This is a genomic window from Roseobacter sp. AzwK-3b, from assembly GCF_000170875.1.
Classification (GTDB): Bacteria; Pseudomonadota; Alphaproteobacteria; order Rhodobacterales; family Rhodobacteraceae; genus Roseovarius; species Roseovarius litoreus.
Genome location: NZ_ABCR01000006.1, coordinates 220,730 through 234,641 on the forward strand (window position 1 = coordinate 220,730; position 13,912 = coordinate 234,641).

The following is a 13,912-nucleotide window of genomic DNA, read 5'->3' on the forward strand; positions in this document are numbered from 1 at the left end:
TGAGCGTGACAAGCTGACAGGTGTAACGGAATGGGTGCAGAGACGGATCGACGTCACCCCATATCTCACCGATCACCCGCGCCTTTTGGGTCTGCGCAGCATACCCAACCCGGCAAGCCCGCCGATCAGCAGCCACGCCCCCGCAGGCAGCGGGATCTGCGACGGCGATGTGCCATTGCCCACAAGGAACGTCATCGCCTGCCCCTCGAACGTGTTGAATCCGCCAAGCGCGAACGTGTCATCGTACAAGGCCACGCGACCAAAGCTTTTCTGTCCACCCACGTTGAATACAGGGCCAAAATTTCCCTCGAACGCATTGAAGCTGCCGGAGCCGACGGTCAAGTTTCCCTTGAGCAGGTCAAGATCGAACTCGGCCCCGAAATCAAAGCCTGTGGTGCTGCGCAACATCGCCTGCGTGAAAAACGTGGGCGTTGCCACTGTCGTGCCAAACAGGGTGAAATCAGGCAATTCCTCCCAAAGACCGGACCAGCTGCTTGCGAGGCCGATGCCCGCAATGTCAACTTGCTTGTCAAAGGACAGATCGACCATCAGCTCCTGTGTCAGCCGGAAGGTCTGGAACAGACTGATGGTGGGGCCGACTTCGATATCCAGCAAGTCAACAGACCCCGAGACGAACTGCCCGAAATCCGCACGTATGCCAAGCGGCGGAAGCACGCCCGCATATGTCAGCAACCCATCGATATCGGCCTTCAGGGCAAGAAAATCGGCTGTTCCGTCAAGTGTGATGTCCTCGTCACCGGCGTTCGTCTGGCCATCGAGTGCCAACAAGGGAACTTTGGCGTCGACGCGTGCAAGTTCGACAAACAGGCCGCTTCCCGCTTCGCTTGAGTCGACAACTGTTTCTTTCTTGGTTTTCGGGTCGTTCGGATCGCCCGGTGCGCCAGTGTCGTTGTTGACGTTGGTGTTGAACTCCAACTTTCGTGTCACCAGATCGGCTTCAAGTGACGTAGGCACATCACCAATCGGCGTGGACAGTTTCACCGCCTCAGGCAGAAACCCGTCCAGGTAATTGATTTCATTGGGATCAATCGAGATCAACTCTTTGCGGAAGCCATCCACATTGATCAGGTTGGCACTTCCGGATGAGCATCCTCCGACAACACAGCCGGTGGTCGACACATCCAGGGTCATATCCGCAACCACATCAAGAGAGGCTTCAGCGGTCGGGGATTGAGAGTCCAAAGACCCTGAAACCAGCTCGGCACTTGTGGTCAGAGAGACAATCTGCCCTTTTTTCACGGGTGTGCCCGGAATATCGGCATGTGCGACATATTCCAGACGCGATCCGACCGAGCCTGCGTCAAGCGCATAGTTCAACTCAAGCCCCGCCCTGCCGGAGGTCGCAATCGATGCCTCTGCCCCCGTGGTGGTGTCAATCCTGGTGGTCAGGGTCGCCGCCGGCCTGCTCCCGCAGCTTGTGAACGGCAGCGCGTTACAGATATTCCACGCGATCCGTTTCGGGTTCGGATAGCTGAAAGAGGTCGCGCCACCGACAAAGCCTCCGAACTCTTTGGATTCGCTCCATGGGTCAGGGCCGATGAATACGGTATCAGCCAACCTTGCGGCGCTCCCGGTCCCCCATGCGCTTTGTCTGGTTTCCGTCTCAAGCACGATACCGGACTGCTGGTAGGTCGCCGCCTGAGCTGCCAAAGGCAAGAGGCACGCACCTAGCACTATAAATCCCTGTTTCATTAATTTTGCTCCCTTGAATAAGGACTTTGAATGAAAAATCGCCCGTCTCTTATTACCAGGCAGCGTATAGTCACCCATCGACCCGCAAATCCGGATCGTGGAATTATTCCGTTTGTGGAACCGTCAGAGCGATGGCTCCGGATTAATGAATACAGCTCTAGTCGATCTAAATTTCCGAGCACCGGATCGGCGGCGCCCTATCGAAATGCTACGTTAAAAGTCGGATCGAATATCGGACGGTTTTCTTAAAAATGACCCGATTTCTGGCCTAACTTCTGCAAATCGTCCGATTATCGGACGAAAATCGATAAATCGTTTCGTCATCATCCTTTTTTTGGCAATCATAAGATGCATGGACCGATTCGATTCCCGTATTCTTGAAATAATTCAGAAAAACTCCCGTCTCACGGCCGAGGCCATGTCTGAGGAAGTTGGCCTGTCGCCTGACGCGTGCCGCAAGCGTTTGGCCCGGTTGCGCGTGTCTGGCGTCATCGAAGCTGAAATCGCTCTCCTCGACCCCACTCGGATCGGACGTGGGTTGATGCTGATCGTCGAAGTCTCCCTGCAGCGCGAGCGCAAGGCCGATCTGGAATACTTCAAGGCGCGCATGCGCGACGCCCCCGAAGTCATGCAGTGCTATTACGTCACCGGAGACGCGGACTTCATTCTGCTCGTCTCGGCCCGTGATATGGCTGATTTCGAAAACTTTACGTCGGAATATTTTTTCGAGGAAGAAAACATCCTTCGGTTTCGCACCAGTGCCGTGATGAACCGTGTCAAAACCGGCTTTTCGATGCCGGTTGAAACCAGTACCTGACGGGCGCTGCGAATTGCGGAAACACTTGTGGCAGCACAGCATGCAGGATCACCTGTATGCGCTTGGCCCCCGAGGCTTCGGTCGCCTCGATATGGGCCCGATCCGCATTCCGGGGGGTGAGTCCCGGCGCAACACCCGTTTTCTCCCCTGACTCACGCTAGAAAACCGCGTCACACCCGCGAGAAATTCGGCCACCCCGCCATTAATATCCGGCGCGCTCAGACGGATTCCCGCCATTTTCCCGACATCGAGACGCGCCTTGCGCCCTATGGCGCCTCATCGCTCTTTCGATAGTGACGACACCGCGTCCGCGAAGTCGCTCTTGAGGATCTCCAAACCCAGTGACGACAGCCCGGCAACGCCGATCGCAATCGCAACGGCCATCGTCATTACCATCATATAGTCTTGCAGCCATCGCATCCCTAAGCCCTTCCACAGCGTCATATGTCCTGTCCTGAAAGCAGCTATACCGCCCCATGCGCAGCTTGGGATCAGACGATGGTCCATGACTTTTCGGGACACGGCTATCGGAGGATAAATGGCGAAATCCGGGACTCGGAAACTTCATTTGCGCCAAAAATTTTCCCATATCTTTGGGCTTTGTAAGCCTCAGACCTGAGCCGCCCGGCGCCGAACGACACGGTCCGAACGGTCTTCAGGTGCCTCGACCTACAAGACTTAAAATCAGATCCAGGAGACAGAAATGATCAAGTTTTTCAAAAAGTTCCGCTCGGAAGAAGATGGCGCAGTCACGGTGGACTGGGTGGTGCTGACCGCGTCAGTCGTCGGCCTTGCCGTGGGCGGTGTCGCTGTAATCAAGGGCGGTGTTGACGGTCTGGCCGGCAATATCGGAACCGAACTCAGCTCGGCAACCGTCATTGGCCTCGGCGAACTGGGACAGGACACACAAGCGACATCGACCGAGTAATCCTGTTCCGCAACCAAAGAGCGGCGGGCTGGACGCCTCCTTGTCCTGCCTGCCGCCCGCGCCCGTCCCGGACCATCGGCGCAAGGGCGACAGCCCGCTGATCGGCTGAGGTCGTGCTCAACGCGCCCACCCGGCCCCGACACCTTGCCCTGTGTCTCGCGCAGGCAGGCGATCAGGTTGTCGCGCATCATGCGGTCCATCTCGGCCTTGGTGCGGATCGCTATTGTCAGATGCTGTGCGGATCGCCTTGATCCACCCCAGCTCGTTCTCGGTCACAGGCTCACCGAATATCTCGATCACCGCTGCCGCCGCCGTCCGCCCGACGGCCTGCTCCAGGGCGAGACGCATCAGATAGGCAGGGTCGCACTCGAGCGCGCGCGCCATGGACGGCACGCGATCAAGCGCGAGCTTGCTGGCGCCACTCTTGACCATGCTGACCATGTTCGCGTTCGGGTATCCTGCCTCAGAGGCGATCTCAACCTGTGTTTTCTTCGATTTCAACTCCAACACCCGGCGTTCGACATATTTGGCCAGTTCAGTATCCTGATACGGTTTCTTGGTCATATCGCCCATCTCTCATCTGTGACGCAGCACGCGCTGCTTACTTTCTTTATATAAAATAGGTGCTTGTGGGGAGTTCGGGAAAGTGGGATACATCTACATTTCCACACTCCGGTTTGCGGGACAGACGCCATACCAGCCCTTGACGGGCAGAGCTCCATCGTCACAAGCTCTCATACAGTTTCAATCAGCGTCGCGGGGTCGAGGTGGCATTCAGGTTCGTTCACACGGCGGATATTCACCTCGATTCCCCCCTGAAATCCCTAGCCCTTCGGGATGCAGGGCTGGCCGAGCTTGTCGGCAACGCCACCCGGTCCACCTTCAGCCGGATCGTCGATCTATGCCTGTCCGAAGAGGTTCAGGCCTTGCTGATCGCCGGCGACCTTTACGATAGCGGCCAGACCTCGATGAAGACGGCGCGTTTTCTGGCTCAGGAGGTGGAGCGGCTGGCGGCGGCGGGCATCCCGGCATTCGTGATCCGAGGCAACCACGACGCCGCCTCCAAGATCACGCGCGAACTCATATTTCCAGACAGCGTGACCGTGTTTTCCGGTAAGGCGGATGTGATCGAAACCAACTGGGCTGGGCATGCGGTCGCGGTGCACGGCATTTCGTTCCGCGACCCTCACGCCCCCGAGACGTTGCTCGACCGGTTCCGCCCCCCGGTGCGCGGCGCGTTCAACATCGGCATGCTGCACACCTCGCTAGGCGGCGCACAGGGACATGACCCATACGCCCCCTGCTCGCTGGCGGATCTTCAAGCCACCGGCTTCGATTACTGGGCCTTGGGACATATCCATGTGCGCGTCGCCTATCCCGGAGCCACGACCGTGGTCATGCCGGGCATCCCTCAGGGGCGCGACATTGGCGAAGCCGGGGTCCGGTCGGTCACGCTGGTGTCGGTGGCGGATGACGGGTCGGTCGACCTTGCGGAACGCCAACTTGCCGTGGCGCAATTCGAGCGGCTCCAAGTAGAGTGCGACCAACTCACAGAATGGCCCGAACTCGTAGAAGCCTTGAAGCAGGCCATTCGCGCGGGCAGGCGCGACCATGGGGGCGAACAGCTGATCGTCCGGCCAGTCCTGACCGGGACGACGCCGCTGGCTTGGAGGGCCGGTCGCGACGTCGACGTGCTGCACGCCGAGGCACAGGCCGTCGCGGAACAGATCGGCACGCTCTGGATCGACAAGATCGAGGTCGCACTGGACACCGGCGCGACCGCCTCTTCGGGCGGGGCGGTGGGCGAACTGGCTCGGATCATCGAGCAGGCCGGCATGCCCCCCGATGCTCCAGCTGTGCAGGCCGAGGTGGATCACCTGCTGAAACACCTCCCGCGTGAGCTGCGCGGGCTTCTGGGCGACACCGAGGACCAGACAGCCGCTGCCATCACCGAGGCGATGCGACAAGGCGCGATGGAGGTGCTTGCGCGCCTTGAGGATAACGAGGGCTGAGCGATGCGACTGAACCGGCTCGACCTCACCCGCTACGGCAAATTCACCGATGTGAGCCTCGCCTTTCCATCCCCTGCCAACGACGGCGCCGACCTGCACGTGATCTATGGTCCCAACGAGGCCGGGAAATCCACTCTGCTCGAAGGCTGGCTGGATTTCCTGTTTCAGATCCCGGTCCAAAGCCGGATGGCGTTCCTTCATTCCTACCAGGCCATGCAACTGGGGGCTGCGCTCGAAATCGACGGGCGGAGGCATGACCTCGTCCGGGTCAAGAAACGCGACGCCTCGCTGCTCGACAAAACCGGCGCGCCGGTGGGCGAGGCACTGCTGCACGCAGGGCTGCGCGGGCTTGATCGCGCGTCCTACGCGGCGATGTTCTCGCTCAACCGGCAGACGCTGGATGAGGGCGGCGAAAGCATCCTGGCCAGCAAGGGCGATCTCGGCGAACTCCTCTTTCAAGCCAGCGCCGGCCTCACCGACCTCGCCACGCAACTCGACGACGTGCGCACCGAGTCAGAGACGTTTCTGAACAAGACCGGGCGCAAAGGCGCCCTGCGCGAGCTTGGTGCAGCATTCGACGACTTGGGCAGGCAGATCAAGGAGCTGGACACCGCCGCCGCCGAATACGCCCGCCTGTCGGCGGATCGCGACAGCGCGCGGAACGCGTGGCAAGATGCGCGACAGGCCGTCGAGACCGCGCAAGCCGGAGTGATCGAGACCGAGCGTCTGAGCTCCGCCATCCCGCTTTTGCCAAGGCTGGAACGCCTCGATGCGCAGATTGCCGGGTATGGCGCATTGCCGGACCCGCCCGAGGGATGGCTCGCAGAGCTTCCCGAGCTGGACCGCACCGAGGCCGCCATAACCACTCGGCTGGAGACCGCGAAAACGACCGTCGCAGGGCTTGACGCAGAATTACGAGACTGCGTGCCGGATCGGCCTGTTCTAGACCTGCGCGAAAGCATCGCCGAGGTCGAGACCCTGAAATCTGCGTATGACGAGGCGATCAAGGACCTGCCCAAGCGCAACGGTGATCTCGCCTTGAGAACCGAGGCGATGCAGCAAAGTCTTTCGCGTCTCGGGCAGACCGGGGTGGATCCTGTCTCCCTCCTGCCAGACGCGCGCACTCTGGGCCGCATTCGCGACCTGATCGAGCGGCATTCAGGCCTGCAAACAGCCCGTGAAACCGCCCAGAAAGAACTGGAAGACGCCCGCGCGGCTCTGAACCGCGCCGCACAGCGCCTGCAAGAGGCGGGCGGCAACGCGACTGATCTTGGTGGGCTCGACGGCCTCGTGCAGGGTATCCGGCGCGACGACCCGACCGGCGCATGCGATCGCGCGCAGGAACGCACGCAAGAGAGCGCGGCAGAGTTGCACGCCGCGCTGGCAAACCTCGCCCCATGGACGGGCGATGCCGCCGCGCTGACGGATCTGAAGCGCCCCGACCACGCCACCCTAGAACGGCTCGAAACCGATATCGCCAAGGCGGGCCGAGACGCTGAACGCGCGCAAGACCGGCTGGATCAACTCGGCCTCGCCCTTCAACAGGCCCGTGCAAAACGCGATGCCATCGGGTCCAAACCCGTGGTGACGATCGAAGAGGCCGCACAAATCCGGTCGCGGCGCGAAGCTGAATGGTCGCGTCACCGTGCCGCCCTGACCGAGGAAACCGCTGACCGCTTCGAAGAGGCCCTGCGCCTCGACGATCAGGTGACGGCCACACTCGCGCAGCACCGCGCTCAGGCCGAAAAGGCGGCCGGTGCCGACCGCGAACTGGCCGAGGCCGAAGGTCAGGTTGCAATGGCACAAGAGCACTCGGACCATGCGAAATCCCGGCATCACGCACTCGCGCTGGAACTCGGCGCGACCGTGGCCGCCATCTCCGGCGCGCTTCCCACCGACATGGACATGCAAGCCCTGCGCGCCTGGCTGGATCGGCTGGACGCGGCACAAAAGGCGGCGGACATCCACGAACGCGCCCTGCGCGAACAGGCCCGACAGGAACACCGCGTCGCACGGGCAAGGGCCGACCTCCTGGGCGCGCTGAACCGTATGGGCGGCGCGATGCCAGATGATACCGGCCTCGCCCCCGCGCTCGAAGCCGCACAATCGCTCCTGGATCGCGCAACCCAGATCGAGGCCCTGCAAGAAACCGTCGCCCAGTCACAGCAAGACCTCACCCGGCGCGACGCCGCTTTGCAATCCGCCACCGACGCTCTGGCCGACTGGCACGCCGCGTGGGAGGCCACCTGCGCCGAAACCTGGATGGCGGGGACGTCCCTGAGCGTCGCCGAAATGCGCGCGATCCTGGAAGAGCTCAACAGACTGCGCGACCATCACCGCGATGTCGCAGACCTGGCCCACCGCGTGCAGACCATGCAGGCCAATATCGACCGCTTCGAAGAGGCCGTCGCGGCACTGGCGGACCAGCTCGGGGTGGCGGTCGACGATCCGGTTCCGGACCGCTGGCGCACCCTCACCACACGCCTGAGCACAGCCAAAGGCGAGGAGTCGCAGCGCGCCGACATCGAGAAGCGCCTGATGACAGCTCGCCAGAGCCTCGGCGAGATAGAAGAACAGGCCAGGCTCCACCACGGACGCACCGATGAATTCGTCCGCTATTTTGGTGCCGCCAACTGGGCAGAGGCGCGCGATGCGCTGACAAGCGCTGGAGACGTGGCGAGACTGCGCGCGGCACGACGCGACCTGGCCGAAGACCTCTGCGCCCGGATGCGCAGCAGCACCGTCGACGAGGCGCGCACGCGGCTCGACGGGATAGACGCCGATGCGCTCGCCGCCCGCGCGGAAAGCCTGCGAAACGATCTGGAAAGGCTGCGCGCCACGCAGGAAGACGCACAGGACAAGTTCCGCAAGGCCACCGAGGCTGTGGACGCCGTGGGCGGTGACGGTGCCGTGGCGCGGCTGGACGAGCAGCGCCAGACCCTGCTGCTGGAAATGGAGGAAGGCGCCCGGCGTCACCTGCGGCAACGCCTCGGCATCCTCGCAGTGGACGCGGCCCTCGGACGCTATCGCGATACGCACCGCAGCGGCATGCTCGATCAGGCCTCAGAGGCATTCCGCATCATGTCGCGAAACCGCTATTCAGGCCTGGCCGCACAGCCAGACGGCTCCGGCGAGATCCTGGTCGCGCTGGCGACCGACGGCGGCTCCAAACACGCGGACCAGCTTTCAGAAGGCGCAAGAGCCCAGCTCTACCTGGCCCTGCGCATCGCCGGATATCACGAGTTCGTCCGCAACAGCGGCCCCGTGCCGTTCATCGCAGACGACATCATGGAAAGTTTCGACGATCACCGCGCCGCCGAGGCCTTCGGCCTTTTGGCCAAGATGAGCAAGAGTGGCCAAGTGATCTACCTGACCCACCACGCCCATCTCCGGGACATGGCAAGAGACGTTTGTCCTGATGTTCACATCCATGAATTGCCGGAATGAAACGCGAAGCGCCTAGTAGTAAAGCCTCATTTCCGTTTTGTCTGGCAAGTCCAGATCAGTCAGGTCGCAAAGAAGCTGCTCTGCGCTCCGACCTGCGACCGCCAGTGGCTGAAGCTTTCCGACTGTCACATGATGACGGGCTGGTGACGCCATCGGAATACAGGCATTTCGATCGGGACGTTGTAACCGATCACGCTTTGGGATCTGATCTCGTTTTCGTGCCTACGCCAACATATTGAGGCACCAAATAGAATCATTCTGCTGGCAAGATGCATGCAATTTCCCGCTTTCATCTCCTTGCGCATCTCAGAAGCATGTCGCTATCTTCCAAGATCTCCTTCCCTACCACAGGATCCCAAGCGTGATACGCCTAGCTATCGAGATCAAAGCGACCAATCGGCTGGCGATAGTAAGCTTCCCCCATATCATGCGCGAACGTCCTTAAAGACATCGGAGACGACTTGACGGAGCCATTTCTGACCCGGTTCGCGCTCCGTTCTGAGATCCCAGCAGAGGTCGAACGAGAACACGACCTCTTGCAACGGCAACGGCGCGGCTTGCAGGTTGTTCAGCCTTGGATCCAGCGAGAATAGCCGCCGGGGCGCAATGGCGATCAGGTCGGAATTGGCGACGATATCGGGGATCTCGAACCAGCTTGCGACCGTCATCGCCATATGACGCTTCAGCCCCCTTGCGGCCAGCGCATCGTCGATCACCGTTGTGCCTGTGGCCGATTGCGACAGTTTCACATGGGGCAGGTCGGCATAAAGCTCAGCGGTCATAGGCTCACCGGCGCGCGGATGGTCGCGGCGCATCAGAACGACGATTTCATCGGCAAGCAAACGCTGCGAGCGGACCATCTCGGGCTGAAGCCGCCCAGGTGTCAGCCGCACCTGCATGTCGACGCGGTCCCAGACGCTTTCGGGCGTAATGGAAAACGGCAGGATGTCGATGGAGACACCCGGCGCTTCAACTTGCAGCCTTTCTGCCAGACGCGGCAATAGAAACCCCGAGACATAATCGGCGACCTGCATTGTAAAGACCCGCTCGGCGTCGGCCGGGACGAACTGATGTTGCAATGAAATCGCCGTTGAGATGAAACCCAGACCACGCTCGATATCCGAATTCAGCTCGCGGGCACGGTCGGTCGGGCGGACCCCGTCGGCGGTCCGAAAGAACAGCTCGTCGTTGAGCATGACCCGCAACCTTGCGAGGGCATGGCTCACGGCAGACGGAGACAGCCCGATCTCTTCCGCCGCCCCCGCGATCGAGCCACGGTTCATGATGGCGCGAAAAATCACCAGCAGGTTCAGATCGAAATTGCGCAGGTTCACCATGACGTCACCTTAGCAGATCTACGAGCGACAGTGTCACCTGAGGCACGAAGGCCACCAGCAGCAGCACGGCGATCATCACCCCCAGCATCGGCATCAGTGGTCGGGCGATCTGACCGATCCTCAAGCCGCTGATCGCGGCCCCCACGAAGATCGTGTAGCCAAAAGGCGGCGTTGCCATGCCGATGGTGAAATTGATCGCCACCATCGCACCGAACTGAACAGGGTCCATGCCAAGCTGTTCCCCGATTGGCACGAGGAAAGACGCCAGAATGATCATCGCCGCAAGGTTGTCCATCACGCACCCGATGACGAGCAGAAGGACGTTGACCATCAGGAGATAGAGCACCGGCATGTCGGAAAACCCGTCCAGGGCTTGTGTGACCTGACCGGGGATGCGCTCGAAGGCCATCACCCAACCAAAGCCATTCGCCAGCGCGATGATGAACATCACGATGGTCATGGTTTTCAAAGATCCGCGCGTGACCGGGACGATGGTCTTCAGCGTCAATTCGCGGTAAACGCCGAAGCCCAGAACAAGGGCGAAGACAGCGGCGACGATGGCCGCCTCTGTCGGCGTCACGATGCCGCCATAGATGCCCCCCAGAACAAGGATCGGCCCGCACAGTGCCCATTTCGCGTCGTTGAATGCGGACCAGACTTCGGCGCGGCTGGCTTTGGGTTGCGGTGCAATGTCGTGCTTGCGCGCGTGGTGCCAGCACAGCACCATCAGGCCGAAAGCCAATAGGATACCCGGCACGACGCCCGCCAGAAACAGCTGGCTGATCGAGGTCTCGGACATCACCCCCCAGACGACCATCGGGATCGACGGCGGCAGCATCGGGCCGATGATCCCACCCGCGACAGCAAGCGCCGTGGCGAAGGCGCGCGAGTAGCCGCGTTTTTCCATTTCCGGGATCATGATCGCACCGATGGCGGCGGTGGTCGCCGGGGCTGACCCTGAAAGTGCCGCGAAAAAGGCCGCCGCCAAAACCGCGACCATGCCCAGCCCCCCGGTGCGGTGGCGCACCAGAACATCGGCGAAGGCCACCAGTCGCCGTGATATTCCTCCGGCGGTCATCAGGTCGCCAGCAAGAATGAAGAACGGTATGGCCAGAAGGCTGAAGGATTGCGTGCCAGACACCATCCGCTGCGCGAAAATCATCATGTCGATATCCGCGCTCCAAAGCGCGCCGATCGTGGCCAGGCCGATGGCGAACGCCAAGGGCACTCGCATCAGCAGCATGACCGGCAGACCCAGAGCCAGAACAAGAACCGTCGTGTTCATGAACCCGCCTCGTTCTCGTCAGGCGGATGTGCGATCAGCCGGGCAGCACCGTGCAGAATGAACAGCGCCCCGCAGATCGGCACGCAGAGATACAGAATTTCTATCGGCAATTGCAGTGCAGCGGTCTTCTGCCCCGTGGTGCGCTCGACATAGGCGAACCCCGCCGTCAGCGTCACATATCCGAACAGAATTGAGAGAGCCGCAACCAATCGGTCGGCCCATCGGTGCAGACGCTCGAACCGGGCCGGGATCGACTCGATGGCGACATGGAAACCCTCGCGCAGACCCACGGTCGCATAAAGCAGAACCAGCCATGCAAACAGGATGATCGCCAGCTCCTCGGTCCAGCTGGGCGGGGCGCCCAGGAAATAGCGCATGAGAACCTGTGTCACCAGAAGCCCCAACATCGCGAAGATCACCCCAACACACAGATTGGCCACAAGCCGCGAGGTGACGCGGCTTGTGGCGCAAATGAGGTTGGCGATCTGCCGGACCACGTGACCCCGTCTCTTCAGTTCGACGACACGGCAGCGAGCGCCTTGGCAAGCAACTCCGCGCCGATGGTCGGCTCGAAACGCTCATAGACCGGGCCAACCTTGGCGCGGAACGCGCTCACGTCTTCAATGTCGTTGATCTCCATACCCTGCGCCTTGAGGGCTTCGACAACATCCGCTTCGGCCGCAGCGACGGCCTTGCGCTGCTCGACGATCGCAGCGCGCCCCGCGTCCATCACAGCCTGCTGCACATCCTCGGGCAACCTGTCGAGGCTGCGTTCGGACATCAACAGATGGATCGCCGAATAGGTGTGGCGCGTGAAGCTGAGATATTTCGTCACGTCCGCATAATTGTTCGAGTTCACGACCGAGGCGGGGATCTCCAGACCGTCAACCGTGCCCTGCTGCATTGCGGTGAACACCTCGCCCCATGCCATCGGCACCGGGCTGCCTCCGAGCGACGAGAACATCTCGATGAAGACCGGGTTCTGCATGGTGCGGTATTTCACGCCTTCGACATCCTCAGGCGTGCGCACCGGACGCGTATTGTTGATCATGTTGCGAAACCCGCCTTCCGCAGCGCCAAGCGAGACGACGCCATGCGCACTCAGATTTTCGGCAAGCTGCTGACCGACCGCGCCATCCAGAACGCTGTGGGCCTGCTCGGCGCTGCCGAACAGGAACGGCAGGTCAACCAACTGGTAGGTCGGCTCGAGATTGGCGACCACGGCATTCGTGATGATGCCCAGATCAATGGTCCCGAATTGTAGGCCCTCGAGGATTTCCTTGTCGTCGCCCAACTGGCGGTTCGGGAAAAGTTGCACCTCGACCCGTCCGGGAAGTGCCGCCTCCAGCTCATCCTTGAAGGCGTGGGCGGCGATCGCATAGGGATCCGTGGGGCTGTCGGCGGTCAGCCATGCCAGTTTCAATTCGATCTCTGCTGCCTGTGCCGCTCCGGTCAGGGCAACGCTGGTCAGCACTGCACCGAACACTCTGCGCGTGAAAGTCATCGTCATCGGATATCCTCCCTTTGATGATCGTCCAGCTCCGGTATCTCCTCGGGTCCGGAGGTCTGACCGCAGCCTACACACAGCCCATCCGATGCAAACAGTGCATAAATCGCACCATAGCCTGCACCTCGTGCACATTCCAAACTGAACCCCGTGCAGGTTTGCGTGAAAGGAATGACGTTTCCTCAGGGCAGACAGAGCCTTAAACTGGCGCAAGACCAGTGCGAACGTGACGAACCAGACCGTGGATTGGACGCCGGATGATGGATACGACATTTGAAAGACTGCCCCTCGCGCAAGATCTGCAATGGCCCGATGACCGCAGGATCGCCGTGGTCTTCAACCTCGCCTACGAAATGTGGACGCCTGGCGTGACATCCGGGGTCGGTCCCATGGGCAATGTGCTGAAAGACGGTCTGTTCGATCCAAATGCCGACAGCTACGGGCGCTATAACGCGGCGCAGGGCATTGCGCGGCTGGCCAATATTCTCGAACGTAACGGCATAACCGGAACGCTGATGACCTCGGGGCTGGTCGCCAAGGCCTTTCCCGAGCAACTTCGCGCCTATGCCGACAAGGGGTATGACATTGTCGGTCACGGCCTTGCGCAAGACATGGTGTTCCCGACGCTCTCGGAAGAAGATGCGGAGCGGTCGATTCTGCGCAGCACGGCGCTGATAGAAGCTGCCATCGGACAACGCCCGCGCGGCTGGATCAGCCCTCGGGTGACGTCCTCGACCCGGATCCAGAAGATGCTCGCCGATCATGGCTATCTGTGGCACGGAGACGTTCTGGATCAGGACCTTCCCTACGTCCAACGGTTTGACCAAGCCGAGATTATGGCCATCCCGATGTCAGTCGAATTCAAC

12 protein-coding genes are annotated in these 13,912 nt (G+C 61.2%); 5 read left to right on the plus strand and 7 right to left on the minus strand.

What is annotated here, in order from left to right; translation table 11 throughout:
- Positions 1 to 72: 72 nt before the first annotated feature.
- The gene (locus tag RAZWK3B_RS12785) at positions 73 to 1,791 is read right to left on the minus strand and encodes a VPLPA-CTERM sorting domain-containing protein (protein WP_083799138.1); all 1,719 of its coding nucleotides are present in this window, start codon (positions 1,789 to 1,791) and stop codon (positions 73 to 75) included.
- Positions 1,792 to 2,065: 274 nt separating this feature from the next.
- Between RAZWK3B_RS12785 and RAZWK3B_RS12790 the strand changes: the two genes are divergently transcribed.
- Entirely contained in the window at positions 2,066 to 2,530 is a 465-nt protein-coding gene (locus RAZWK3B_RS12790; protein WP_037295752.1) for an Lrp/AsnC family transcriptional regulator, read from the plus strand.
- 276 nt (positions 2,531 to 2,806) lie between these two features.
- Here RAZWK3B_RS12790 and RAZWK3B_RS21200 read toward each other — a convergent pair whose 3' ends face one another.
- Entirely contained in the window at positions 2,807 to 2,974 is a 168-nt protein-coding gene (locus RAZWK3B_RS21200; protein WP_007815762.1) for a hypothetical protein, read from the minus strand.
- A gap of 259 nt (positions 2,975 to 3,233) precedes the next feature.
- Here RAZWK3B_RS21200 and RAZWK3B_RS12795 point away from each other — a divergent pair, with 259 nt between their 5' ends.
- The gene (locus RAZWK3B_RS12795) at positions 3,234 to 3,458 is read left to right on the plus strand and encodes a hypothetical protein (protein WP_007815764.1); all 225 of its coding nucleotides are present in this window, start codon (positions 3,234 to 3,236) and stop codon (positions 3,456 to 3,458) included.
- A gap of 117 nt (positions 3,459 to 3,575) precedes the next feature.
- On the opposite strand, the gene RAZWK3B_RS12800 is transcribed toward RAZWK3B_RS12795, so the two are convergent.
- Complete coding sequence (locus tag RAZWK3B_RS12800) at positions 3,576 to 4,022, minus strand: XRE family transcriptional regulator (RefSeq protein ID WP_232279528.1); 447 nt, start codon at positions 4,020 to 4,022, stop codon at positions 3,576 to 3,578.
- 203 nt (positions 4,023 to 4,225) lie between these two features.
- On the opposite strand from RAZWK3B_RS12800, the gene RAZWK3B_RS12805 reads away from it, so the two are divergent.
- Positions 4,226 to 5,470 carry a metallophosphoesterase gene (locus RAZWK3B_RS12805; RefSeq protein ID WP_007815767.1) on the plus strand — a complete coding sequence of 415 codons (1,245 nt, stop codon included), beginning with the start codon at positions 4,226 to 4,228 and terminating at the stop codon, positions 5,468 to 5,470.
- A 3-nt stretch (positions 5,471 to 5,473) separates the two neighbouring features.
- Complete coding sequence (locus RAZWK3B_RS20260; RefSeq protein WP_007815769.1) at positions 5,474 to 8,917, plus strand: AAA family ATPase; 3,444 nt, start codon at positions 5,474 to 5,476, stop codon at positions 8,915 to 8,917.
- Positions 8,918 to 9,342: 425 nt separating this feature from the next.
- Here the strand turns inward: RAZWK3B_RS20260 and RAZWK3B_RS12815 are convergent, their stop codons facing one another.
- Genes RAZWK3B_RS12815 through RAZWK3B_RS12830 form a run of 4 tightly spaced genes read right to left on the minus strand, consistent with a single transcriptional unit; the run spans position 9,343 to position 13,049 of the window.
- Positions 9,343 to 10,254: a LysR family transcriptional regulator gene (locus RAZWK3B_RS12815; RefSeq protein ID WP_007815773.1), complete on the minus strand. Its 912-nt coding sequence runs from the start codon at positions 10,252 to 10,254 to the stop codon at positions 9,343 to 9,345.
- Positions 10,255 to 10,258: 4 nt separating this feature from the next.
- On the minus strand, positions 10,259 to 11,539 hold the full coding sequence (locus tag RAZWK3B_RS12820; protein WP_007815776.1) for a TRAP transporter large permease: 1,281 nt from the start codon (positions 11,537 to 11,539) through the stop codon (positions 10,259 to 10,261).
- A complete protein-coding gene (locus tag RAZWK3B_RS12825; protein ID WP_007815780.1) occupies positions 11,536 to 12,036 on the minus strand; it encodes a TRAP transporter small permease in 501 nt (166 codons plus the stop codon). The genes RAZWK3B_RS12820 and RAZWK3B_RS12825 overlap by 4 nt, the downstream gene beginning before the upstream one ends.
- Before the next feature lie 14 nt (positions 12,037 to 12,050).
- Positions 12,051 to 13,049, minus strand: a complete 999-nt coding sequence (locus tag RAZWK3B_RS12830; RefSeq protein WP_007815782.1) for a TRAP transporter substrate-binding protein — start codon at positions 13,047 to 13,049, stop codon at positions 12,051 to 12,053.
- A 254-nt stretch (positions 13,050 to 13,303) separates the two neighbouring features.
- Here RAZWK3B_RS12830 and RAZWK3B_RS12835 point away from each other — a divergent pair.
- On the plus strand, positions 13,304 to 13,912 hold a 609-nt coding region (locus tag RAZWK3B_RS12835), incomplete at its 3' end, for a polysaccharide deacetylase family protein (protein WP_050774236.1).